This is a genomic window from Bradyrhizobium genosp. L, from assembly GCF_015624485.1.
In the GTDB taxonomy this organism is placed as follows: domain Bacteria; phylum Pseudomonadota; class Alphaproteobacteria; order Rhizobiales; family Xanthobacteraceae; genus Bradyrhizobium.
The window spans coordinates 2,473,442-2,495,962 of sequence record NZ_CP061378.1; the positions used below are offsets into that span (position 1 = coordinate 2,473,442).

Consider the following 22,521-nt stretch of genomic DNA (forward strand, 5'->3'; position numbering starts at 1 on the left):
CAACGCTAGCATGCGCCGCCGCCAAGCCAAGCGGGTTTCGGCCGGGCCGATCTTGCGTGCAGGCGCTGTGCCAGGGACGCATTCCGCTCCATAGAAAAAGCAGGCTTCGCAGGGTGGGCAAAGCGCAGCGTGCCCACCATGTAGTGCACGTATCTTATCGGACCGAGCAAGATCGCAACCAGGAGCCAACTGTGACCGACACCCCCGCCTACGAGCCGCCAAAAGTCTGGACCTGGAACAAGGACAGCGGCGGACGCTTCGCCAGCATCAACCGGCCGATCGCCGGCCCCACCCATGACAAGGAATTGCCGGTCGGCCGCCATCCGCTGCAACTCTATTCGCTGGCGACGCCGAATGGCGTCAAGGTCACCGTGATGCTGGAGGAGCTTTTGGCAGCGGGCCACACCGGCGCCGAATACGACGCCTGGCTGATCAAGATCGACGGCAATCAGTTCGGCAGCGGCTTCGTCGGCGTCAATCCGAACTCGAAAATCCCGGCGCTGATGGACCGCAGCACGGCGGAGCCGATTCGGGTGTTCGAATCCGGCTCGATCCTGGTTTATCTCGCGGAAAAGTTCGGCGCGTTCCTGCCGACCGACGTCAAGACCCGTGCGGAAACCTTCTCCTGGCTGTTCTGGCAGATGGGCGCCGCGCCCTATCTCGGCGGCGGCTTCGGGCACTTCTACGCCTATGCGCCGACCAAGATCGAATACGCCATCGACCGCTTCGCGATGGAGGTGAAGCGTCAACTCGACGTGCTCGACCGCCGGCTCGCCGACAACGAATATCTCGCCGGCAACGTCTACACCATCGCCGACATGGCGGTGTGGCCGTGGTACGGCAGCCTCGCCAAGGGCCTGCTCTACGGCGCCTCCGGCGAATTCCTCTCGGTGCAAGATTACAAGAACGTGCAGCGCTGGACCGACGCGATCGCCGCGCGGCCCGCGGTGAAGCGCGGCCGCATGGTCAACCGCACCTGGGGCGAGCCGTCGAGCCAGCTCCACGAGCGGCACGACGCCGGCGATTTCGACACGCAGACACAGGACAAGATCGGCGAGGGCGCGGCGACGTCGTAAAGTTCGTTGCGAGGCCGTCTCGCTTCACCTCGCCCCGCCTGCGGGGAGAGGTCGAAATTCGGGCGCAGCCTGCATTTCGGGTGAGGGGAGTCTCCGCGAATACGTCTGCTCGCGTCTACGTGGTGAGAGCCCCTCTCCTCGCAAGAGCGGGGCGAGGGAGCTGAGAGATCACGCCAGCAGATCGTCATACTCCGGGTTCTTCTTCATGAAGCCCTGGATGAACTCGCATGTGACGACGAGCTTGCGGCCCTGCGTGCGCACCGCATCGAGCGTGGCGCGTGCGATCTTCGAGCCGATGCCGCGGCCGCCGAGCTCCGGCGGCACTTCGGTGTGGACCAGCGTGATCGTATCAGGCGTCTTGCGATAGACGACGAAGGCGGTCGCGCCGTCGACCTGAAGCTCGAACCGGGTTTGCGCCTCGTTGTCGCGGAAAGTGTCGCTCATTCTGCCGTCCTCGATTATGTCTTGGCGCCTTCCGCCGGCGGAAACACCACGCGGTCGTCGGTGCGGCAGTAGCGGTCGGCGAACATGCGGCCGATCGGGTGATAGCGCTCCATGTGCACGCGCATCGCATCGTGATCCCACAATTCGTCTCTGACGTGGAAGTGGATGCCTTCGCCCATGATGAGCTGGCGGTCGCCGTTGACGTCGATCAGCTTCCAGGTCTTGCATTCCATCGCCCATGGCGCGTCGGTAAGCCTGGGCACCGCGATCTTGCGCGAGGGCGCAAGCTTCAATCCGAGGTAATCCGGCTCGCCGATCTCCGGCGGAAAGTCGCCGCTGGTCTCATGCATTGCGCGCGCCAGCGGCTCGTCCGTCAGATGGACCACGAACTCGCCGGTACGCCGGATGTTGACCAGCGTGTCCTTCTCCTTGCCGCCGGGTCGGCGATTGACCGCGAACATGCAGAGCGGCGGATCCTCGCAGAACACGTTGAAGAACGAGAACGGTGCCGCATTGACCACGCCATTGTCGTCCACGCTCGTCACCCAGGCGATCGGCCGCGGCAGCACGAACGAGGTCAGCACCTTGTAGCGTTCGCGCTGGGTGAGATCTTCGGGGGCGTATTCCATGAGACGATCCCGGATGTCGTAGGGTGGGCAAAGCGCAGCGTGCCCACCACTTCTTGCATTGCTCTCGATGGTGGGCACGGCGCAAGCGCGCCTTTGCCCACCCTACGAAGCTCGCCCATCCCGACCTTCTCCTCGTACGCGGGGAGAAGGGGAAGACGGGTCTTACGGCATGCTCAGCTCGTGCCTTCCGACCACCATCCAGTGCACCTCGTCCGGACCGTCGGCGAAGCGGAGGTGGCGGACGTCCTGGTACATTTCAGCGAGCGGGGTCCATTGCGAGATGCCGGTGGCGCCGTGCATCTGGATCGCCTGGTCGATCACCTTGCAGGCGCGCTCGGGGATCATCGCCTTCACCATCGAGACCCAGACCCGGGCTTCCTTGTTGCCGAGCACGTCCATCGCCTTGGCCGCCTTCAGCACCATCAGCCGCATCGATTCGATCTCGCAGCGGGCCTGCGCGATGATCTGCATGTTGCCGCCGAGATGGGCGATCTTCTTGCCGAAGGCTTCGCGGGTGAGGCCACGCTGCACCATCATGTCGAGCGCCTTCTCGGCCTTACCGATGGTGCGCATGCAGTGATGGATGCGGCCCGGTCCGAGGCGGACCTGCGAGATCTCGAAGCCGCGGCCTTCGCCGAGCAGCATGTTCTCCTTCGGCACCTTCACATTGTTGAAGCGCAGATGCATGTGGCCGCGCGGCGCGTGGTCGTGGCCGAACACGTGCATGGGACCCAGGATCTCGACGCCGGGCGTGTCCTTTGGCACCAGGATCTGCGACTGCTGCTTGCTGGGTGCTGCATCCGGATTGGTCTTCACCATCACGATCATGATCTTGCAGCGGGGATCGCCGAGGCCGGAGATGTAATATTTCTCGCCGTTGATGACCCACTCGTCGCCGACCAGCTTCGCCGTGGTCGAGATGTTCTTGGCGTCGGAGGAGGCGACGTTTGGCTCGGTCATCGCATAGGCCGAGCGGATCTCGCCGTTGAGCAGCGGCTTCAGCCACTTCTCCTTCTGCTCCTTGGTGCCGACGCGCTCCAGCACCTCCATGTTGCCGGTGTCGGGCGCCGAGCAGTTCATGGTCTCGGATGCAAGCGGGCTCTTGCCGAGCTCGGCGGCGATATAGGCGTAGTCGAGGTTGTTGAGGCCGTCGCCGGTTTCGGCGTCGGGCAGGAAGAAATTCCAGAGGCCGACTTCCTTGGCCCTGTCCTTGGCCTTCTGCAGCACCGCGAGCTGTTGATCGGTGAAGCTCCAGCGGTCGGTCTTCTTCTCGCCGGCGCGATAGAACTCGACCGACATCGGCTCGACCGTGTCGCGGATGAACTGCTTGACGTGATCGTAGAGCGGCCGGACCTGCTCCGACATGCGCAGATCGTTCAACTCGTCGCCCGGGTTGAGCGTGTAGTTGGTGGTGCGCGGCACATAGGCGTGTTTCATTGACGTTTCTCCCATCGGCAAAGCCAGCGTTGGCGCGGACAATAGACGTGGGCGGTGCCAAGTGCGAGCACCGTTTTGCGACGATCGCTACCGCATCGCGGAATATCGCGACGGCGTTTCAAACGTTGTTTGAACGCCGTCGCTCGCGCGGGGCAGGCGTCACGCCATGCGGTGCATCGCGCAGATCTTGTTGCCGTCGAGGTCGCGCAGATAGGCCAGATAAAGCCTTCCGGCAGCGCCCTCGCGCACACCCGGCGGCTCTTCGCACGACTTGCCACCACCGGCGACGCCGGCCGCATGCCAGGCCTCGACCTGCTCGGGCGAATTGCAGGCAAAGCCGATCGTGCCGCCATTGGCGTGACACGCGGGCTCACCGTTGATCGGCTTGGAGACCCCGAAGATGCCCGTCTTCGTAATGTAGAAAATGCGGTGACCGTCGACCCTGGCCGGCCGGACGTCGAGCGTGGCCAGCAGGCTATCGTAGAACGCCTTGGCCTTGTCGAGATCGTTGGTGCCGATCATCACGTGTGAAAACATCGGAAATATCTCCCTCTCTTCTTATTGATCGATCAAACGGTAGCAGCAGTCTTGCCGCGACGAAAGCAAAACTCTTCCCCTCGTCATTCCGGGGCGCGCGTCTTGGCGCGAGCTCCGAACGACAAGCAAAGCTCGGACAGTACAGAATGCGGACCTATGATTTACGAGCGGCGCAACATACTCAGTGTCGTCCCGGCGAAGGCCGGGACCCATAGCCACCGAAGGTGATTGTTACGCGACGCTGGGGCCACAGCCCGCTTCAACGGCTCGACCCTGTGGTGATGGGTCCCGGCCTTCGCCGGGACGACGGTGATGGAGCGGGCCCTAAAACGCCGTATACCCGCCGTCGATCACAAAACAATCCGCCGTATGATACGACGATGCCTTGCTCATCAGATACACCGCAATGCCGCCGAAATCGCTCGGCTCACCGAAGCGGCGCACCGGAATCCGCGGCATCACGTTGGCGACGAATTTGTCGTTCGCCATGATGCCGGCGGTCATGTCGCTCTTGATCCAGCCGGGCAGGATCGCATTCGCGGTGACGCCGTGGCGGGCGAGCTCGACCGCGAGCGCGCGGCACAGTGCGTTCAGCGCCGCCTTGGTGCCGGCATAATGCTCGTTGCGCGCGGTGCCGAACAGCGAGGCGAGGCTCGAGGTCGCGACCAGCCGGCCGAATTTGTCGCCGGCCTCGGCGCGCTCGGTCATGTGGCGCGCCGCCGCCTGGAACACGTGGAACACGCCGTCGAGATTGGTCGCGAACATTTTGCGCCATTCCTCCTCGGTGCGGTCGATGAAGGCGCGCCGTCCGCCGCCGCCGATGCCGGCATTGGCGAAGCAGCCGTCGACGCGGCCGAATGTGTCCAGCGTCGCCTTCATCGCCGTCTTGACCGAGCCGGGATCGCTGACGTCGCAGAATTGCACATCGACCTTGCCGGGGCCGGCCGCCATCGAGGCCGCGGCGTTGGCGTTCTTCTCTCCGTTGCGGCCCCAGATCGAGACGTTGCAGCCGGCGGCATTGAGCGCCTGCGCGATGCCGAGGCCGATGCCGCCATTGCCACCGGTGATGACGGCGACGCGGCCTGAGAGATCGAAGATGCCACTCATTGGGGTTTCCATTTGCTGTGGCGCGCGTTAATCGTGCGCCTCAAGAACGGGTCTGGACCAACCATGGACAAGCCCGGCGCAAAAATCAAATATGGGTCGACGTATCAGATGCGACCTACTGCGGTACCAACCGCCGAAAGAGAGGAAACCATGCAGTTCAAGCACGTCACGCTCGACTTCGACGGATCGGTCGCGATCCTCAAGCTCGACCATCAGGAGGTCATGAACGCGGTCTCGATGGACATGCTGGGCGGTCTCGCCGAGGCGCTCGATGCGATCGAGGACAAGCGCGACGAGGTGCGTTGCCTTGTGCTCACCGGCGCCGGCCGCGCGTTCTGCACCGGCGCCAATCTGCAGGGCCGCAACGCGCAAGCCAAGCCCGGCCGCAGCAATGCCGGCGCCGCGCTCGAGACCGGTTTCCATCCGTTCCTGCGTCGTTTGCGTAAGCTGCACTGTCCGATCGTGACGGCGGTAAATGGTCCCGCGGCCGGCGCCGGCATGAGCTTCGCCTTGATGGGCGACATGATCCTGTGCGCGCGCTCGTCCTATTTCCTGCAGGCGTTCCGTCGCATCGGCCTGGTGCCGGATTGCGGCTCGACCTGGCTGTTGCCGCGGCTGATCGGCAAGGCGCGCTCGGTCGAGCTGTCGCTGCTCGGCGAAAAGCTGCCGGCCGAGAAGGCGCTGGAATGGGGCCTGGTCAACCGCGTCTACGACGATGGCGTGCTGATGGAGGAGGCGATGAAGCTCGCGCACGACCTCGCCAGCGGCCCGACGGTGGCGCTGTCGCTGATCCGCACACTGTACTGGGACAGCCCGGAAAATTCCTTCGAGGAGCAGCTCAACCTGGAATTCGAATCGCAGCGCACGGCGGGCAGCACCGAAGACTTCAAGGAAGGCGTCGGCGCGTTCCTCGAGAAGCGACCGGCAAAGTTCAAAGGCAAATGATCGAGACCGACCTGACGCGCTGCGTCGCGTCGTTTCATCCCGGCGCCACGGGCGTGACTGGCGCGGCAAAGCTCTCCGGCGGCGCCAGCCAGGAGACCTGGACGTTCGACATCGTGCACCCCAGCGGCACTATCGGCGCGATTCTGCGCCGCGCGCCGCCGGGCTATGGTGCTGCACCGGGCCGCGCCGCCGGCCTCGACGCCGAGGCCACGCTGATGCAGCTCGCGCACGATGCGGGGTTGCCGTCGCCGAAGGTGATGCACGTCTTGAAACCCGAGGACGGTCTCGGCCGCGGCTTCATCATGGCACGCATCGAAGGCGAGACCATCGCGCGCAAGATTTTGCGCGACGAGGAATTCGCCGGTGCGCGGCCGATCCTGGCCCGCCAGCTCGGCCGCGTCATCGCCGGCATTCACAGCCTGCCGAAGAGCAAACTGCCGGAGCTGCGCAGCATGAGCGCGACCAGGGAGATCGAGGATCTCGCGCGCGAATATCACAGCTTCGACTGGCCGCGGCCGGTGTTCGAGCTGGCGCTGCGCTGGCTGCGTGATCACGATCCCGGCCCGTCATCCGAGGTGACCTTGGTGCATGGCGATTTCCGCCACGGCAATCTGATCATCGGCCCCGACGGCGTGCGCGCGGTGCTCGACTGGGAGCTCGCGCATACCGGCGACCCGATGGAGGACCTGGGCTGGATCTGCGTCAACTCCTGGCGGTTCGGCGAGATCGACAAGCCGGTCGGCGGCTTCGGCACCCGCGAGGAGCTGTTCGCGGGCTATGCGGAAGCCGGCCGCAAGGCCGATCCGGACCGCGTGATGTTCTGGGAGGTGATGGGCACGTTGCGCTGGGGCGTGATGTGCTGCGGCATGATGCAGCGTTTTCGTTCCGGCCCGGATCATTCGATGGAACGCGCGATGATCGGCCGCCGCGCATCGGAAACCGAGATCGATTTGCTGCGACTATTGGCGCCGAGAGGGCACTGAGATGCAGGACGAACCGACTCCTACCGAACTGATCAAGGCCGTCGCCGATTTCCTGCGCAACGAAATCGCGCCTGCGATCAAGGGCCATAACAGCTTCAAGCTGCGCGTCGGGATCAATGCGCTCGACCTGGTGACGCGCCAGCTTGCGTTGGCCGGAGAGAGCGACGCCGCCGAGGCGGAGCGGCTGAAGCAATTGCTCGGCGCTGAAGGCACGCTGGCGGAGCTGAACCGTGCGCTGTCGGAAAAGATTGCCGGTGGCGACGTGGACCTGAAAACGCCAGGGCTGGCCGAGCATCTCTGGCAGACCACCATAGACAAGCTCGCCGTCGATCAACCCAACTACGCGTCCTACAAGAGGGAGCTGTAGGAGCCGTAGGATGGGTAGAGCGAAGCGAAACCCATCGCGACGCGCGGACGGTGTTGATGGGTTTCGCTGCGCTCTACCATCCTACAGGCTGTCGTCCCGGCGAAGGCCGGGACCCATAACCACAAATGTCAGCTGTCGAGCACCGCTGGAACGACGATCCCGATCACAACTTCGGCCGCGGAGTATAGGTCCCGGCCTTCGCCGGGACGACGCGTGGAGGGAGCGATTTGCTCGGCTCCTGTCCGTCAATGCCGTGCAACAGAGGCCGCTACCGCCCCAGCCACTTCGGCGGCCGTTTCTCCGAGAATGCCTTCGGGCCCTCGATGTAATCCTGCGAGGCCGCCATCGCTTTCACCGCGGGGAAATCGCGCTGCTCGGTCAACGCCTGTTCCAGCGACATGTCGAGGCCCTTCTGGATCGTCTGCTTGGAGGCGCGGATCGACATCGGCGAGTTCTTGGCGATGGTCTCGGCCCAGCGCTCGGCGGCCGCGAGCGCTTCGCCCTGCGGCACCACCTCGTTGACGAAGCCGAGCTCAAAACCCTCCTTGGCGCTGACATGGCGCGCGGTGAGGATCATGCCCATGGCGCGCTTCAGCCCGATCTGCCGCGGCAGCCGCTGCAGGCCGCCGGCGAGCGCCGCAAGGCCGACGCGCGGCTCGGGCAGGGCGAAGGTCGCATTCTCGGAGGCGATGATCAGGTCACAGGCCAGCGCGATCTCGAACCCGCCGCCCATCGCGACGCCGTTGACGGCGGCGATGATCGGCTTGTCGCAGTCGAAGCGGGTGGTCAGCCCGGCGAAGCCGCCCTTGTCCCAGCCGCGTTTTCCCCCCGCCGCCTGCCATTTCAGGTCGTTGCCGGCGCAGAACGCCTTGTCGCCGGCGCCGGTGACGATCGCGACCCATTGCTCAGGGTCGGCGGAGAACTCGTCGAACACCTTGTTGAGCTCGAAATGCGCGTCGATATGCAGCGCGTTGTAGACCTCGGGTCGCGACAGCGTCACGATGGTGATGGGACCCTTGCGCGTCACCTTGGAGAATTTCAGATCCATGTTGGCTCCCGTCGATTTTCTGTGGCGAAGAATATGCGGCGCATCCTAGCGCCTGCGCGTCGTTCCGTGCCATCCAATTCCGCAAGGCGCAGGCGCGTGCAGGTGCGCTCCCTCAGCTTGACTTGGCCGCGCGCATCTCACCTTAATCGATCCGAGCGCCGAAGCGCGATAGCGCCTAAACACAAAACCAGAATCAACGATATCTCCGGGAGAGATCGCCTTGGATTTCAATCTGCCGGCTGACCTGACAGCCTATCTCGCCGAGCTCGACCGCTTCATCGAAAGCGAAATCAAGCCACTGGAAGAGGCCGACGACAACATCCGCTTCTTCGATCATCGCCGCGAATGGGCGCGCACCGATTTCGACAATGGCGGCCTGCCGCGGCATGAATGGGAAGCGCTGCTGCGCAAGGCGAAGAACCTGGCCGACGCCGCCGGCCATATGCGCTTCGCGATCCCGAAGCGCTATGGCGGCAAGGACGGCTCCAATCTCTGGATGGCCGTGATCCGCGAGCATTTCGCCTCGAAAGGGCTCGGCCTGCACAACGATCTGCAGAACGAGCATTCGATCGTCGGCAACCTGCCGATCGTGACCATGCTCGACCGCTACGGTACCGACGAGCAGAAGGCGATGATCGACGGCTCGATCACCGGCAAGTACCGCATCACGTTCGGCCTCACCGAGCCCGAGCACGGCTCCGACGCCACGCATATGGAGACGAGGGCAGCCCCGGCGACGCGCGACAACATCAAGGGCTGGATCATCAACGGCGAGAAGATGTGGACGACGGGCATGCATGTCGCCACGCATTGCGCGCTGTTCGCGCGCACCAGCGGCAATGACGGCGACGCGCGCGGCATCACCTGCTTCCTGGTGCCGGCGAAATCGGAAGGCGTGAAGGTCGAGCAGTATATGTGGACCTTCAACATGCCGACCGATCATCCGCGCGTCTCTTTCACCGAGGTGTTCGTCCCTGAAGACGCGCTGTTCGGCGAGGTCGGCCGCGGCCTGTCGCTGGCGCAATGCTTCGTGCACGAGAACCGCATCCGCCAGGCGGCGAGCTCGCTCGGCGCTGCCGTCTACTGCATCAACGAGAGCGTGAAATATGCCCGGGAGCGAAAACCATTCGGCAAGGCGCTGGCCGAGAACCAGGCGATCCAGTGGCCGCTGGTCGAGCTGGCGACCCAGGCCGAGATGCTGCGGCTTCTGATCCGCAAGACCGCCTGGGAAATGGATCAGCTGACGCAAGCGCAGGTCGAGCACACGCTGTCGGATCGGGTCTCGATGTGCAATTTCTGGGCAAACCGTCTTTGTTGCGAAGCCGCCGACCGCGCGATGCAGGTGCATGGCGGCATGGGTTATTCCCGCCACAAGCCGTTCGAGCACATCTACCGCCATCACCGCCGCTATCGCATCACCGAGGGCAGCGAGGAGATCCAGAAGCGCAAGGTGGCCGGTTTCCTGTTCGGCTACATGGGGGCAGGGAAGCACTGAGGGTTCCGAGAGGAAATGACGCGCTCCGCTCTCTCCGCCGTCGTCCCGGCGAAGGCCGGGATCCATAACCACAGTTGCTTATTGGTTGAACGAGATACGGCCCCAGCGTCGTGCCACAACGGACGGCGGTGGTTATGGGTCCCGGCCTTCGCCGGGACGACATGAGGAGTTTAATTCACCTGCCGGTCCTTGCCCGCCCAGTACGGTTCACGCAGGCTCCGCCGCAAAATCTTCCCCGACGGGTTGCGCGGCAGCGCGGGGATGAAGTCGACTGTCTTCGGCGTCTTGTAGCCGGCGATCCGCTCGCGCGTGAAGTTGATGATGTCGGTCGCATCAGCGGTCTTGCCCGGCTTCATCACCACCACTGCCTTCACCGCCTCGCCCCATTTGTCGTCGGGGATGCCGATGACCGCGGCTTCCGCCACGTCGGGGTGATCGCACAGCGCGCTCTCGACTTCGGCCGGATAGATGTTCTCACCGCCGGAGATGATCATGTCCTTGATGCGGTCGTGGATGTAGAGATAGCCGTCGCTGTCCATGTAGCCGGCATCGCCGGTGCGCAGCCAGCCGTTGCCGTCGATGGTACGCGCGGTCGCCTCGGGCAGGTTCCAATAGCCGGCCATGTTGGAGCCGGAGCGGGTGGCGATCTCGCCGACTTCGCCCGGCGGCAGCGGCTTGCCTTCGAAATCGAGGATCGCAAGCTCGACGCCGGGCAGTGCCTTGCCGGCCGAGCGCATGCGGTCGAGGCCCTCGACGTGGTCTTCCGGCGGCAGTGCGACGATGGTGCCGGTGGTCTCGGTCATGCCGTACATCTGCACGAAGCCGCATTTGAAGACCTCGATGCACTCCTTCAGCAGCGCAGCCGGGATCGGCGAGGCGCCATACAGCATGTATTTCAGGCGGGAGAAGTCGACCTGCCGCGCACGCGGCTGCCGCACCACGAACTGCATCGCGGCCGGCACCATGAAGAGTTTCGTGATCCCGGACTGTTCGAAGAAGTCCAGCACCTTGGTCGGATCGAACTCGCGCGCGATCACGCCACGGGCGCCGTGATAGAGCCCCATCACGCCCCAGCCGGAGCCGCCGATGTGGAAGATCGGCATCGCGACCAGCGAAACGTCGTCGGTGGTCCAGCGATTCCACTCCGGCTTCTCGGCCTCGTTGCCGGTCTGCACCAGATTGAGGAAGTTGGCGTGCGACAGCATCGCGCCCTTCGGCTTGCCCGTGGTGCCGGAAGTGTAAAGCTGGATCGCGATGTCTTTCGGCTCGATCGGCACCTTCGGATCGTCGCCGCTCTGGGCGTCGCGCCAGGCGAGATAGTCGGGCCATTCCGGTGCGCCGCCTTCGGTGGTGATAATGGTGCGAACGCTCGGGATCTTGCCTCGGATGTTGCGCACCTGCGTGATGAATTCCGGGCCTGCGAACAGCACCGGCGCCTTGCAGTCGTCGACGATGAACGCGATCTCGGGTCCGGCAAGCCGCCAGTTCACCGGCGCCATCACCACGCCGGCCTTCATCGCGCCCATCAACAGCTCGAAATAGAAATCGCTGTTCTTGCCGAGATAGGCGATGCGCTCGCCTTTCTTGACGCCCATGGCGATCAGCGCGTTGGCAACGCGGTTGGTCTTGATGTCGAACTCGGCGAAGCTGGTGTGGCGGCCCTCGAATTCATAGACCATGGCATCGCCGAGGCTCTGCGCGCGGTCGCGCACCATGTCGGCGAGGTTGGTCAGTTGCTTTGCAGCGGACATGTTTCTCCCGGAGCGTCTTGTTCTGGTTGCGCGGAGTGTGGCGGCATCCGGGGGCAAAGACAATACGGGGCTGAGGACCGCGATGTTTCAACACGGTCGTCCCGGCGAAGGCCGGGACCCATAACCACAAATGTTCATTTGGTACGGCGCTGCGGCCGCAGCGTGCACAAACAACAAACAGCTGTGGTTATGGGTCCCGGCCTTCGCCGGGACGACGGCGAAAAGTTTGGTGCGCGCCGCTCACCCCCTTGCCGCGCGATCCTTCTCGTTCTGCGCCTTGATCGACTCCCGCGCCGTGGTCCAGTCGTCGTCACTCCAATCGCGCAGCTGATAGAAGTTGCCGCCCATCGCCAGCGCCTGGGCGCCGTCCATGGCGATGGTCTCGCCGTTGATCCAGTCGCAGCCGCCGGAGATCAGGAACACCGCGAGGTTCTGCAACTCCTCCATGGTGCCGACCCGACCCATCGGGTTCATCGCCTTGGTGCGCGCGCCGGCCTCGTCGCCCGGCTTGATGCGCTTGCTCATGCCCTCGGTCGGGATTTCGCCCGGCGCGATGGTGTTGAGGCGGATGCCGTGCCGGCCCCATTCGACCGCAAGCGACATCGTCATGGCGTGGATCGCCGACTTGCTCATCGCCGACGGCACCACGTAAGGCGAGCCGTTGCGCACCCAGGTCACGGTGATCGACACCACGTTGCCGCGATGGCCGCCGGCGATCCAGCGCCGGCCGACCGCGTGCGTCACGTAGAAGGTGCCGTGCATCACGATGTTGGCGACGGCGTCGAAGCCGCGCGGCGACAGTTCTTCCGAGCGCGAGATGAAATTGCCGGCGGCGTTGTTGATCAGATCGGTGAGGGGACCGCTGGTGGTCCAGATCGCCTCGATCATCTCGTCGACCGCCATGGCATTACGGATGTCGACGCCGTGACTGACGACTTGGCCGCCATGCTCGGCCATCAGTTCGGTCGCGGTCTCGTCGCAGACGCTTTTGCGACGGCCGCAGATGTGGACCTCGGCGCCGAGTTGCAGGAAGCGCGCAGCCATCGATTTGCCGAGGCCGGTGCCGCCACCGGTCACCAGAATGCGCCGCCCCACGAGAAGCTGATCAGAGAACATGGTTTCCTCCCACAGGGGGTTGTCAGTTAATTGGTCGATTGACTAAAACCGGACCACGGCCTTCTGTAAAGCGCCAACCAGAACAGCGGAGGAGATTTCAATGGAAGATCGGGTCTCGATATCGGTTTCGGGCGGTATCGCCGATGTCCGCCTGGTGCGGGCGGACAAGATGAACGCGCTCGATGTCGCCATGTTCGAGGCGCTGGTCAGTGCCACCGAGCGGCTCTCCAAGGAAAAGGGCGTTCGGGTGGTCGTGCTCTCGGGCGAGGGCCGCGCCTTCTGCGCCGGTCTCGACATGGGACGCTTCGCCGCGATGAAGGAGAAGGGCGGTAACGGGGTGCCCGGCGGCGAGAACCGCGACCTCACCGTCCGTACCCATGGCAAGGCCAATTTCGCGCAGCAGGCGGTGTGGGGCTGGCGCCAGCTTCCGGTGCCCGTGATCGCCGCGATCCACGGTGTCGCATTCGGCGGCGGCTTCCAGCTCGCGCTCGGTGCCGACATGCGCTTTCTGTCGCCCGATGCGCGGATGTCGATCATGGAGATCAAATGGGGCCTGGTGCCTGATATGGCGGGCACGCCGATCCTGGCCAGCCTGGTGCGCGACGACGTTTTGCGCGAGCTCACCTACACCGGCCGCATCTTCTCGGCGCAGGAGGCGCAAGCTTACGGCCTCGCTACCCGCATCTGCGACGACCCGCGCGCCGCGGCGTTCGAGGTCGCGCGCGAGATCGCCGGCAAAAGCCCGGATGCGATCCGCGCCGCGAAGCGGATGCTGAACAATCTCTCGGTCGATCCGGGGCCTGCGCTGCTTGCGGAGTCGGTCGAGCAGCAGAAGCTGATCGGCAGCCCGAACCAGACCGAGTCCGTGCGTGCCAATCTCGACAAGCGCCCGCCGAGGTTTGCGGATGCGGGGTGACGGGCACCGTCATTCCGGGGCGATGCGTAAGCATCGAACTATGGCGCGCAGTTGCGCGCCTGAGAATCTCGAGATTCCGGGTCTGGTCCTAACGGACCATCCCGGAATGACGATTTGAAAAACCGACGGAAGATCGGACATCGAAATGGAAACGCCAACACCCTTCCTCGGCATCATCAGCGGCGAGCGCCGCCGCCAACATGCCGAGGTTGCCGAGCGCGCTGAGCGTATCGCGAGCGGCCTCGCCCTGCTCGGCGTCAAGCCCGGCGACAGCGTCTGTGTGCTGATGCGCAACGACATCGCCTTCATCGAGGCCGCCTATGCCGCGATGCGGCTCGGCGCCTATGGCGTGCCGATCAACTGGCACTTCAAGCCGGAGGAGATCAACTACGTCCTGACCGACTCCGGCACGCGCGTCCTGATCGGCCACGCTGACATGCTGCATCCGCTGCGCGGCGCGATTCCGCCTGGCGTCGTCGTGCTCAGCGTACCGACGCCGCCCGAGATCCTCGCGAACTACAAGATCGACCGCGATCATCTGGTGACGCCCGATTTCGCGATCGATTTCGAAAGCTGGCTCGCCCAGTTCCCGCGCTATGACGGCCCGGCGGTGCCGCAGCCGCAGAACATGATCTACACCTCGGGCACGACCGGCCATCCCAAGGGCGTGCGCCGCTTCGCGCCGACGCCGGCGCAGACCGCCAATGCGGAAGCGATGCGCGCGATGATCTACGGCCTGAAGCCTGGAGCACGCGCGATCCTGCCGGGGCCGCTCTACCATTCGGCGCCGAATTCGTTCGGGCTGCGCTCGGGAAAGCTCGGCGGCGCGCTGGTGCTGATGCCGCGCTTCGATGCGGAGGAATTTCTGCAGCTGATCGCGCGCGAGCGGATCGACACGATCTTCATGGTGCCGACCATGTTCATCCGTCTCATGAAGCTGCCGGCGGAGATACGCCGCAAATACGACATGTCGTCGCTGCGCCATATCATCCACGCCGCCGCGCCCTGTCCGCCGGATGTCAAACGCGCGATGATCGAGTGGTGGGGGCCGGTGATCTATGAATTTTACGGCTCGACGGAGTCGGGCGCCGTCACCTTCGCCAATTCGGAGGACGCGCTGAAGAAGCCGGGCACGGTCGGAAAAATCTCGCCCGGTGCCGAGTTGCGCTTCATCGGCGACGACGGCCGCGAGGTGGCTCAAGGCCAGATCGGCGAGATCTATTCGCGGATCGCAGGCAATCCGGACTTCACCTATCACAACAAGCCGGAGAAGCGGTCCGAGATCGACCGCCAGGGATTCATCACGTCCGGCGATGTCGGTTATATCGACGCGGACGGCTACGTCTTCATCTGCGACCGCAAGCGCGACATGGTGATCTCGGGCGGCGTCAACATCTATCCGGCCGAGATCGAGACCGTGCTGCACGCGGTGCCGGGCGTGCACGATTGCGCGGTGTTCGGCATTCCCGACGCCGAGTTCGGCGAGGCGCTGATGGCGGTGGTCGAGCCGCAGCCCGGCGTGACGCTCGACCTGGCCGCGATCCGCGCCCAGCTCAAGACCGCGCTCGCCGACTACAAGGTGCCCAAGCACATCGAGATCCAGAGCAGCCTGCCACGCGAGGATTCCGGAAAAATCTTCAAGCGCCGGCTGCGCGATCCCTATTGGGAGCGGGCGGGGCGGAGGATCTAGGACCGCGCGTGTGCACCGCCCTCAAGTTCATCTTGCACTGCGGCAAAAAAAGCGCACACTCGGGGCATTGCCGGGCAGCTTCTGGAGTAGCCGCCAATGCCTCCCCAGACCATGCCTTCCGAGACCGACATCCACGCCAGCCGTGCCGCGGAGATGCAGGCGCAGGAAGAGGATGCGCGGCTCCGGAACGACATCCGCCTGCTCGGCCGCGTGCTTGGCGACACCGTGCGGGACCAGGAGGGCGCCGATGCGTTCGACCTGGTCGAGCGCATCCGCCAGACCTCGGTCCGGTTCCACCGCGACGAGGACCGGCTGGCGCGACGGGAGCTGGAGGGCATCCTCGACGGCATGTCGATCGCCGAGACTGTCAGGATCGTCCGTGCCTTCAGCTATTTCTCCCATCTCGCCAACATCGCCGAGGACCAGAACAACATCCGCCAGATGCGCAGCCGCACACCTGGCGGTGCGCCGCGGCCGAGCACGCTGGAGCAGACGCTGGTCCACGCCAGGCAGGCCGGCATCAGCCCGTCCGATCTGCGCAGTTTCTTCGGCAGTGCGCTGGTCAGCCCGGTGCTGACGGCCCATCCGACCGAGGTCCGCCGCAAGAGCACCATGGATCGCGAGATGGAGATCGCCGATCTGCTCGACCGTCGCGAGCGGCTGCAAATGACGCCGGAAGAGAGCGAGGCCAGCGAGGAGCAGCTGCGCCGCGCCGTCGTGACGCTGTGGCAGACCAATCTGCTACGCCGGACCAAGCTCACCGTGCTCGACGAGGTCGCCAACGGGCTGTCGTTCTACGACTACACCTTCCTGCGGGAGGTGCCGCGGCTGCACTGCGCGCTGGAGGATCGCCTGAACAGGGAGGGCGGCGAGGCCGGCGATCTCGCCTCGTTCCTCAGGATGGGCAGCTGGATCGGCGGCGACCGCGACGGCAATCCCTTCGTCACCGCCGAGGTGATGCGCGGCACGCTGCGGCTGCAGTCGAGCCGGGTGCTGAGCTTCTATCTCGAGGAGCTGCATGCGCTCGGCGCCGAGCTGTCGCTCGCGGCCCATCTCGCCGACGTCTCCGACGAGCTGCGGACGCTGGCCGAGCGCTCGCCCGATACATCGCCGCATCGGAGCGGCGAACCCTATCGACTCGCGGTGTCGGGCATCTATGCGCGGCTGGCGGCGACCGCGGCGCGGCTGGAGGTCGAAACCACGCGGCCGCCGGTCGGCAAGGCCGAGCCGTATCCAAACGTCAAGGAATTCCAGGCCGATCTCGACGTGCTCAATCGTTCGCTGATCGCGAACAATTCCGGCGTGATCGCGCGCGGCCGCCTGCGGCTGCTGCGACGTGCGGTGGATTGCTTCGGCTTCCATTTGGCGCGGCTCGATATCCGGCAGAATTCGGCGGTGCATGAGCGCACCATCGCCGAGCTGCTGGACACCGCCAATCCCGGCACGTCCTATCTGGCGCTCGGCGAAGATGCCCGCGTCGCCTTGCTGCTCGCCGAGCTGCGCAGCGCGCGGCCGCTGGCCTCGCCCTTCGTCAAATATTCCGAGGAGACGGTGGGCGAGCTTGCGCTGTTTCGTGCCGCGGCTGAAGCCCACGCCAGGTTCGGCCCCGAGGTGATCTCCCAATGCATCATCTCGATGTGCAAGGGCATGTCCGACATGCTCGAGGTCGCAGTGCTGCTGAAGGAGGTCGGGCTGGTCAATCCGTCCGGCCGCAGCGCCGTCAACATCGTGCCGCTGTTCGAGACCATCGAGGATCTGCAGGCGTCGTCCGGCATCATGGACCGCATGCTGGCGCTGCACGACTACCGCAAGCTGGTCGACAGCCTCGGCAGCGTGCACGAGGTGATGCTCGGCTATTCCGACAGCAACAAGGACGGCGGCTTCGTCACCTCGGGCTGGGAACTGTACAAGGCCGAGATCGGCCTGGTCGACGTGTTCGAGCGCCACGGCGTGCGGATGCGCCTGTTCCACGGCCGCGGCGGCTCGGTCGGCCGCGGCGGCGGGCCGAGCTATGACGCGATCATCGCGCAGCCCGGTGGTGCCGTGAACGGCCAGATCCGCATCACCGAGCAGGGCGAGATCATCTCCTCCAAATATTCCAACGCCGAGGTCGGCCGCAGCAATCTGGAGATCCTCGCGGCGGCGACATTGGAGACCAGCCTGCTGCAACCGCGGCAGAGCGCGCCGCGCCCTGAATATCTCAAGGCGATGGAAGAGATTTCCGCGCTGGCCTTCAAGGCCTATCGCGGCCTGGTCTACGAGACCGAGGGCTTTGCCGATTATTTCTGGGGCTCGACCGTGATCAACGAGATCGCGACCTTGAACATCGGCAGCCGTCCGGCGTCGCGCAAGAAGACCCGCGAGATCGAGGACCTCCGCGCCATCCCCTGGGTGTTCTCGTGGGCGCAGTGCCGCTTGATGCTGCCGGGCTGGTATGGCTTTGGCGCGGCGGTCGAGACCTGGATCGCCGAGCATCCGGAGCAGGGCATGCCGTTCCTGCAGGAACTCTACAAGGAGTGGCCGTTCTTCCGCACGCTGCTGTCGAACATGGACATGGTGCTGGCAAAGAGCTCGATCGCGATCGCCTCGCGCTATGCCGAACTGGTGCCCGATGTCGAATTGCGCGAGAAGATCTTCGGCCGCATTCGCCGCGAATGGCACCTTGCGATCGAGACGCTGCTCGACATCATGGGCCACGAGCGGCTGTTGCAGGGCAACCCGCTCTTGGAACGCGGCATCCGCAACCGCTTTCCCTATCTGGATCCGCTCAACCATGTGCAGGTGGAGCTGTTGAAGGAGCATCGCGCGCAGAACCCGGACGAGCAGGTGCTGCGCGGCATCCAGATCACGATCAACGGGATTTCGGCGGGACTGAGGAATAGCGGGTAGCCTCCCTCCCCCTGGAAGGGCAGGGCTATCGCATATGCGCTCGATCTTTCCACAAACTCGTCGTGCCCGGGCTTGTCCCGGGCACCCACGTCTTGGTTTCGGCGTGAGAAAGACGTGGATGGCCGGGACAAGCCCGGCCATGACGAATGTGGGATGGCAGTCCGAGCATTTCGTCGCCATATGCGATTCCCCTGCCTTTCAGGGGGAGGTGAGAAGAAGCATCAGCAATTATGCGCGCCCTTGGTCTCCACATAGACCGCATACAGTGACTGGCTCGCCGTCATGAACAGACGGTTGCGCTTCTTGCCGCCGAAGGTGAGGTTGGCGCAGGTCTCCGGCAGCAGGATCTGGCCGATGCGCGCGCCGTCGGGCGCGAACACCTGGACGCCGTCATAGCCGGGTCCGACCCAGCCGGCGCCGACCCAGATGTTGCCGTCGATGTCGACGCGCATGCCGTCCGGGAAACCGGACTTGCCGTCCAAGGTCATGTCGATCAGCGTGCGCGGGTTGGACAGCTTGTCGCCGTTGAGGTCGTACTGCCAGACGATGTTCTTGGCGTTCGGATAATGCGTGATGCCGGTGTCGCAGACATAGACCTTCTTGTAGTCGTGGCTGAAGGCGATGCCGTTCGGCTTGAACGGCTCGTCGCAGACCTTGGTGATCTGGCCGGTCGAGGCGTCGATGCGGTAGACCGCTTCCTTCTGGTAGGGCTGGTTCGAGCCGGTGTTGGCGCGCTGCCCTTCGTAGATCGAGACCGCGCCGTAGCCGGGATCGGTGAACCAGATCGACTTGTCGTTGGGATGCACGACCATGTCGTTCGGCCCGTTGAGCTGCTTGCCATTGACCTGCTCCGCCAGCGACGTCACGGTTCCGTCGTGCTCGTAGCGCACCAGCCGGGTGCGCTCGGCGGTGATCTGGCGGCCCTCGAAATCGAAGGTCGAGCCGTTGGCTTCGTTCGACGGCTTGTGGAACTGCTCGGAGATATGGCCGTCATCGTCGAGATAGCGCAACTGCCGATTGGCCGGGATGTCGCTCCAGACCAGATACTGGCCCTGCGCGTTCCAGGCCGGGCCCTCCGCCCACAGGCAACCGGTATAGAGCCGCTTGATCGCGGTGTTGCCGACCTTGGCCTTGAAGCGCTTGTCGTCGATCACGAGGATATCGCTATCGGGATAGCGCTGCGGTTCCGCATTGGGACCGTAGTCGCGCGCGGCCGCATCTGACGCCGCCATCGCGGTTGCAGCAAGCGCGGTTGCACCGCGCAAGATCGTGCGACGGTCGAACGCCTTCGCGCCGTCATTGGTCTGATCGGGTGTGTTGCTTGGGTTTGTCATGATGTCCTCCCAGGTATTCTTGTTATGGGGAGGCGGTTCATGCGCCCGCAATCTGGCATAAAGCGGGCGGGATATTATGAAACAACCAATGAGTGTGCCGTCCCGGCGCTTCGCCGGGACAGCCTTTTCATAAAACTGTCAGAGTGGAATCCGTCAGATCGGATCCCAGGTGAAGACGTCGGCGGAACGGTCGAGCTTGGCGAACGATCCCTTCAGCGCCGGCATGCCGTGCTCGGCAATGGTCTCGGGCGTCCAGCCTTCGCCGCGGTGCACCGAGCGGACCGGACGATGCTGGCCGAACAGGAAGATCTCGTTCATGCGCACGCCGAAGATTTGTCCGGTGACGTCCTTTGCGGCATCCGAAAGCAGATAGGCGCAGACCGGCGCGATCTTCTCCGGGCCCATCTGCTTGATCTTCTCGACGCGCGCCTTCTCGGCGTCGGTCTCGGTCGGGATGGTGCCGATCATGCGGGTCCAGGCGAATGGCGACACGCAGTTCGAGCGCACGTTGAAGCGGCCCATGTCGAGCGCGATCGACTTCGACAGGCCGACGATGCCGAGCTTGGCGGCGGCGTAGTTGGCCTGGCCGTAATTGCCGACCAGGCCCGAGGTCGAGGTGAAATGCACGAAGGCGCCGGACTCCTGCTCGCGGTACAGCCGCGCCGCGGCGTGCGAGACGTAGAACGAGCCCATCAGATGCACCTTGATGACGGCTTCGAAGGCTTCCACGCTCATCTTGTGGAAGATCATGTCGCGCAGGATGCCGGCATTGTTGACGACGCCGTCGAGCCGGCCGAAATGATCGGTCGCGGTCTTCACGATCTTGCTGGCGGGGATCGCTTCCGCAACGGATTCAAAGTTGGCGACCGCGGTGCCGCCGCGCTTCTTGATCTCCTCGACCACCTCCTCGGCGGGCGCTGCGCTGTTGCCCGCGCCATCGGCGGCGCCGCCGGGATCGTTGACCACGACCTTGGCGCCTTCTGCCGCGCACAGCAGCGCGATCTCGCGCCCGATGCCGCGGCCTGCGCCGGTGACGATGATGACCTTGTCCTGCAGTGATTTTGCCATGTGGGTTCTCCTTGTTTGACACCGTCATTCCGGGATGGTGCGAAGCACCAGACCCGGAATCTCGAGGTTCTCAGGTGCGCAATTGCGCACCATAGTTCTCGCTGCGCGAGCCCCGGAACGACGGGTTGTTACTTCTCATTCGTAAAAATGATCGTGCCACTCGCCGCGAACATGCCGCCGACGCCGTGGCACACCGAGATTTTCGCGTTCGACACCTGCGCCGGCGCGATGCCGCGCATCTGCCGCACGCTCTCCTGCAGCGCGTACATGCCGTACATGCCGGAATGCATGTAGCTCAAGCCGCCGCCATTGGTGTTGAGCGGCAGCTTGCCGCCGGGGCGCGTGTGGCCGTCGGCGATGAACTTGCCGGCTTCCTCATGGGGCATGAAGCCGAGGTCGCCGAGGCCGTAGAGCGGCAGATGCGCGAAGGCGTCGTAGATCATGAGGTGATCGACATCCTTGTGCGCGATGCCGGCCTCCTTGAAGGCGAGGGGGCCGGCGACCTTGAAGGCGCGCGATGAATCGAACGTCTTCATCTGGCTGACCATCGGCGTTTCGACGCTCTCGCCGGTGCCGAGGATATAGACCGGCTTCCTGGGAAAATCCTTGGCGCGGTCGGCGGAGGTCAGGATCAGCGCGCCGCCGCCGTCGGTGACGAGGCAGCATTGCAGCAGGCGGAACGGATAGGCGATCATCCGGGAGTTGAGGACGTCGGCGACCGTGATCGGGTCTTTCATGGTGGCGCGCGGATTTTTCGCCGCCCATTCGCGCTGCACCACCGCGACCATCGCGAGCTGTTCGTGGGTGATGCCGTGGGTCTTCATGAAGCGCAGCACGGGGATCGGGAACATGCTCGGCGGCCCGTAGACGCCGTAGGGCGCCTCGAACTGGCCGTTGAGGCTGTCCGGTGCGGTGAAGCGCGGCGCCTTGCCGATCATCGACTTGCCGCTCTCGGCATGGGTGATCAGCACGGTCTTGCACAGCCCGGCTTCGATCGCGGCCGCCGCGTGGCGGACATGCAACATGAAGGAGCAGCCGCCGACCGACGTGCCGTCGACCCAGGTCGGCGTGATGCCGAGATAATGCGCGACCTGCTGCGGCGTCTCGACCGCCGTGGCAAAACCGTCGATGTCGGAGAGTTTCAACCCGGCATCGGCAATCGCGTTCAGCGCCGCGTCCGCATGCAGCTGGAGCTGCGACATGTTGGGGATGACGCCGAGCTCGGTGGTCTCTGCCGCGCCGACGACGGCAACCTGGTTCCTGCGCATCGTGTCACCCCTTGGCCGGACGGAACACGGGAAGGGTGATCTTGTCGTCGAGCGCCTGGAAGGCGACCTCGAGCTTCATGTCGAGCTCGAGCGCTTCCGGCGTCTGCGGACAATCGATGATGTTGCTCATCATGCGCGGTCCCTCGTCGAGCTCGACCACCGCGATCGCGTAAGGCGGCGTGAAGCCGGGCGCGGCGGGCCGGTGGTTGATGACGTAGCTGTAGAGCGTGCCCTTGCCGCTCGCCTTGAACACCGAGACCTTGCGCGAGGCGCAGGACGGGCAGAACGGCCGCGGCGGGAAGTAGACATTGGCGCAGGCGTCGCAGCGCTGCAGGCGCAGCTCGCCGGCCTTGGCGCCGTCCCAGAAATGCTGGGTTTCCGGCGTCGGTTTTGGTTTCGCGCGCGCAGGCTCGGCCATGTC

Annotated in this window: 20 protein-coding genes; 8 read left to right on the forward strand and 12 right to left on the reverse strand. The window is 64.7% G+C overall.

Annotated elements, in window-relative coordinates; genetic code table 11:
• Nucleotides 1–191 precede the first annotated feature (191 nt).
• Nucleotides 192–1,076 carry a glutathione-dependent disulfide-bond oxidoreductase gene (gene yghU, locus IC762_RS11400; protein WP_195788893.1) on the forward strand — a complete coding sequence of 295 codons (885 nt, stop codon included), beginning with the start codon at nt 192–194 and terminating at the stop codon, nt 1,074–1,076.
• A 168-nt stretch (nt 1,077–1,244) separates the two neighbouring features.
• On the opposite strand, the gene IC762_RS11405 is transcribed toward yghU, so the two are convergent.
• From IC762_RS11405 to IC762_RS11425, 5 genes are all read right to left on the reverse strand, one after another.
• Nucleotides 1,245–1,520 (reverse strand): GNAT family N-acetyltransferase, encoded by a 276-nt coding sequence (locus IC762_RS11405; protein ID WP_195788894.1) that lies wholly within the window; start codon nt 1,518–1,520, stop codon nt 1,245–1,247.
• Between the two features lie 14 nt (nt 1,521–1,534).
• A complete protein-coding gene (locus tag IC762_RS11410) occupies nt 1,535–2,149 on the reverse strand; it encodes a flavin reductase family protein (RefSeq protein ID WP_195788895.1) in 615 nt (204 codons plus the stop codon).
• A 162-nt stretch (nt 2,150–2,311) separates the two neighbouring features.
• Nucleotides 2,312–3,586 (reverse strand): acyl-CoA dehydrogenase family protein, encoded by a 1,275-nt coding sequence (locus tag IC762_RS11415; protein WP_195788896.1) that lies wholly within the window; start codon nt 3,584–3,586, stop codon nt 2,312–2,314.
• A gap of 159 nt (nt 3,587–3,745) precedes the next feature.
• Nucleotides 3,746–4,123 carry a VOC family protein gene (locus IC762_RS11420; protein ID WP_195788897.1) on the reverse strand — a complete coding sequence of 126 codons (378 nt, stop codon included), beginning with the start codon at nt 4,121–4,123 and terminating at the stop codon, nt 3,746–3,748.
• Between the two features lie 324 nt (nt 4,124–4,447).
• A complete protein-coding gene (locus tag IC762_RS11425) occupies nt 4,448–5,230 on the reverse strand; it encodes an SDR family NAD(P)-dependent oxidoreductase (protein WP_195788898.1) in 783 nt (260 codons plus the stop codon).
• A gap of 150 nt (nt 5,231–5,380) precedes the next feature.
• Here IC762_RS11425 and IC762_RS11430 point away from each other — a divergent pair, with 150 nt between their 5' ends.
• Genes IC762_RS11430 through IC762_RS11440 form a run of 3 tightly spaced genes read left to right on the forward strand, consistent with a single transcriptional unit; the run spans nt 5,381 to nt 7,525 of the window.
• A complete protein-coding gene (locus IC762_RS11430; protein WP_195788899.1) occupies nt 5,381–6,175 on the forward strand; it encodes an enoyl-CoA hydratase/isomerase in 795 nt (264 codons plus the stop codon).
• Nucleotides 6,172–7,158 carry a phosphotransferase family protein gene (locus IC762_RS11435; protein WP_195788900.1) on the forward strand — a complete coding sequence of 329 codons (987 nt, stop codon included), beginning with the start codon at nt 6,172–6,174 and terminating at the stop codon, nt 7,156–7,158. The genes IC762_RS11430 and IC762_RS11435 overlap by 4 nt, the downstream gene beginning before the upstream one ends.
• A 1-nt stretch (nt 7,159) precedes the next feature.
• Nucleotides 7,160–7,525, forward strand: coding sequence for a DUF6285 domain-containing protein (locus IC762_RS11440; RefSeq protein WP_195788901.1), 366 nt, complete (start codon nt 7,160–7,162; stop codon nt 7,523–7,525).
• Nucleotides 7,526–7,793: 268 nt separating this feature from the next.
• Here IC762_RS11440 and IC762_RS11445 read toward each other — a convergent pair whose 3' ends face one another.
• Nucleotides 7,794–8,573: an enoyl-CoA hydratase-related protein gene (locus IC762_RS11445; RefSeq protein WP_195788902.1), complete on the reverse strand. Its 780-nt coding sequence runs from the start codon at nt 8,571–8,573 to the stop codon at nt 7,794–7,796.
• Nucleotides 8,574–8,793: 220 nt separating this feature from the next.
• Between IC762_RS11445 and IC762_RS11450 the strand changes: the two genes are divergently transcribed.
• Nucleotides 8,794–10,068 (forward strand): acyl-CoA dehydrogenase family protein, encoded by a 1,275-nt coding sequence (locus tag IC762_RS11450; RefSeq protein WP_195788903.1) that lies wholly within the window; start codon nt 8,794–8,796, stop codon nt 10,066–10,068.
• Nucleotides 10,069–10,238: 170 nt separating this feature from the next.
• Here IC762_RS11450 and IC762_RS11455 read toward each other — a convergent pair whose 3' ends face one another.
• Nucleotides 10,239–11,819: a fatty acid--CoA ligase gene (locus IC762_RS11455; protein ID WP_195788904.1), complete on the reverse strand. Its 1,581-nt coding sequence runs from the start codon at nt 11,817–11,819 to the stop codon at nt 10,239–10,241.
• 240 nt (nt 11,820–12,059) lie between these two features.
• Nucleotides 12,060–12,935 (reverse strand): SDR family oxidoreductase, encoded by an 876-nt coding sequence (locus IC762_RS11460; protein ID WP_195788905.1) that lies wholly within the window; start codon nt 12,933–12,935, stop codon nt 12,060–12,062.
• Between the two features lie 100 nt (nt 12,936–13,035).
• On the opposite strand from IC762_RS11460, the gene IC762_RS11465 reads away from it, so the two are divergent.
• The 3 genes from IC762_RS11465 to ppc all read left to right on the forward strand — a co-directional run bounded on the left by IC762_RS11465 (nt 13,036) and on the right by ppc (nt 18,430).
• Nucleotides 13,036–13,851 (forward strand): crotonase/enoyl-CoA hydratase family protein, encoded by an 816-nt coding sequence (locus IC762_RS11465; protein WP_195788906.1) that lies wholly within the window; start codon nt 13,036–13,038, stop codon nt 13,849–13,851.
• A gap of 145 nt (nt 13,852–13,996) precedes the next feature.
• Entirely contained in the window at nt 13,997–15,541 is a 1,545-nt protein-coding gene (locus IC762_RS11470) for an acyl-CoA synthetase (RefSeq protein WP_195788907.1), read from the forward strand.
• Between the two features lie 96 nt (nt 15,542–15,637).
• On the forward strand, nt 15,638–18,430 hold the full coding sequence (ppc, locus tag IC762_RS11475; protein WP_195788908.1) for a phosphoenolpyruvate carboxylase: 2,793 nt from the start codon (nt 15,638–15,640) through the stop codon (nt 18,428–18,430).
• Nucleotides 18,431–18,651: 221 nt separating this feature from the next.
• On the opposite strand, the gene IC762_RS11480 is transcribed toward ppc, so the two are convergent.
• The 4 genes from IC762_RS11480 to IC762_RS11495 all read right to left on the reverse strand — a co-directional run bounded on the left by IC762_RS11480 (nt 18,652) and on the right by IC762_RS11495 (nt 22,518).
• Entirely contained in the window at nt 18,652–19,764 is a 1,113-nt protein-coding gene (locus tag IC762_RS11480) for an SMP-30/gluconolactonase/LRE family protein (protein WP_195788909.1), read from the reverse strand.
• A gap of 153 nt (nt 19,765–19,917) precedes the next feature.
• Entirely contained in the window at nt 19,918–20,832 is a 915-nt protein-coding gene (locus tag IC762_RS11485) for an SDR family oxidoreductase (RefSeq protein ID WP_195788910.1), read from the reverse strand.
• Nucleotides 20,833–20,960: 128 nt separating this feature from the next.
• Complete coding sequence (locus tag IC762_RS11490; RefSeq protein ID WP_195788911.1) at nt 20,961–22,100, reverse strand: thiolase C-terminal domain-containing protein; 1,140 nt, start codon at nt 22,098–22,100, stop codon at nt 20,961–20,963.
• Nucleotides 22,101–22,104: 4 nt separating this feature from the next.
• On the reverse strand, nt 22,105–22,518 hold the full coding sequence (locus IC762_RS11495) for a Zn-ribbon domain-containing OB-fold protein (protein WP_195788912.1): 414 nt from the start codon (nt 22,516–22,518) through the stop codon (nt 22,105–22,107).
• Nucleotides 22,519–22,521: the final 3 nt, after the last annotated feature.

What these genes read in the sequence shown, in the direction of transcription:
- IC762_RS11405 (WP_195788894.1), bottom strand. Translation starts at nt 1,520, where the DNA reads ATGAGCGACACTTTCCGCGACAACGAGGCGCAAACCCGGTTCGAGCTT.
- IC762_RS11410 (WP_195788895.1), bottom strand. Translation starts at nt 2,149, where the DNA reads ATGGAATACGCCCCCGAAGATCTCACCCAGCGCGAACGCTACAAGGTG.
- IC762_RS11415 (WP_195788896.1), bottom strand. Translation starts at nt 3,586, where the DNA reads ATGAAACACGCCTATGTGCCGCGCACCACCAACTACACGCTCAACCCG.
- IC762_RS11420 (WP_195788897.1), bottom strand. Translation starts at nt 4,123, where the DNA reads ATGTTTTCACACGTGATGATCGGCACCAACGATCTCGACAAGGCCAAG.
- IC762_RS11425 (WP_195788898.1), bottom strand. Translation starts at nt 5,230, where the DNA reads ATGAGTGGCATCTTCGATCTCTCAGGCCGCGTCGCCGTCATCACCGGT.
- IC762_RS11430 (WP_195788899.1), top strand. Translation starts at nt 5,381, where the DNA reads ATGCAGTTCAAGCACGTCACGCTCGACTTCGACGGATCGGTCGCGATC.
- IC762_RS11435 (WP_195788900.1), top strand. Translation starts at nt 6,172, where the DNA reads ATGATCGAGACCGACCTGACGCGCTGCGTCGCGTCGTTTCATCCCGGC.
- IC762_RS11440 (WP_195788901.1), top strand. Translation starts at nt 7,160, where the DNA reads ATGCAGGACGAACCGACTCCTACCGAACTGATCAAGGCCGTCGCCGAT.
- IC762_RS11445 (WP_195788902.1), bottom strand. Translation starts at nt 8,573, where the DNA reads ATGGATCTGAAATTCTCCAAGGTGACGCGCAAGGGTCCCATCACCATC.
- IC762_RS11455 (WP_195788904.1), bottom strand. Translation starts at nt 11,819, where the DNA reads ATGTCCGCTGCAAAGCAACTGACCAACCTCGCCGACATGGTGCGCGAC.
- IC762_RS11460 (WP_195788905.1), bottom strand. Translation starts at nt 12,935, where the DNA reads ATGTTCTCTGATCAGCTTCTCGTGGGGCGGCGCATTCTGGTGACCGGT.
- IC762_RS11465 (WP_195788906.1), top strand. Translation starts at nt 13,036, where the DNA reads ATGGAAGATCGGGTCTCGATATCGGTTTCGGGCGGTATCGCCGATGTC.
- IC762_RS11470 (WP_195788907.1), top strand. Translation starts at nt 13,997, where the DNA reads ATGGAAACGCCAACACCCTTCCTCGGCATCATCAGCGGCGAGCGCCGC.
- ppc (WP_195788908.1), top strand. Translation starts at nt 15,638, where the DNA reads ATGCCTCCCCAGACCATGCCTTCCGAGACCGACATCCACGCCAGCCGT.
- IC762_RS11480 (WP_195788909.1), bottom strand. Translation starts at nt 19,764, where the DNA reads ATGACAAACCCAAGCAACACACCCGATCAGACCAATGACGGCGCGAAG.
- IC762_RS11485 (WP_195788910.1), bottom strand. Translation starts at nt 20,832, where the DNA reads ATGGCAAAATCACTGCAGGACAAGGTCATCATCGTCACCGGCGCAGGC.
- IC762_RS11490 (WP_195788911.1), bottom strand. Translation starts at nt 22,100, where the DNA reads ATGCGCAGGAACCAGGTTGCCGTCGTCGGCGCGGCAGAGACCACCGAG.
- IC762_RS11495 (WP_195788912.1), bottom strand. Translation starts at nt 22,518, where the DNA reads ATGGCCGAGCCTGCGCGCGCGAAACCAAAACCGACGCCGGAAACCCAG.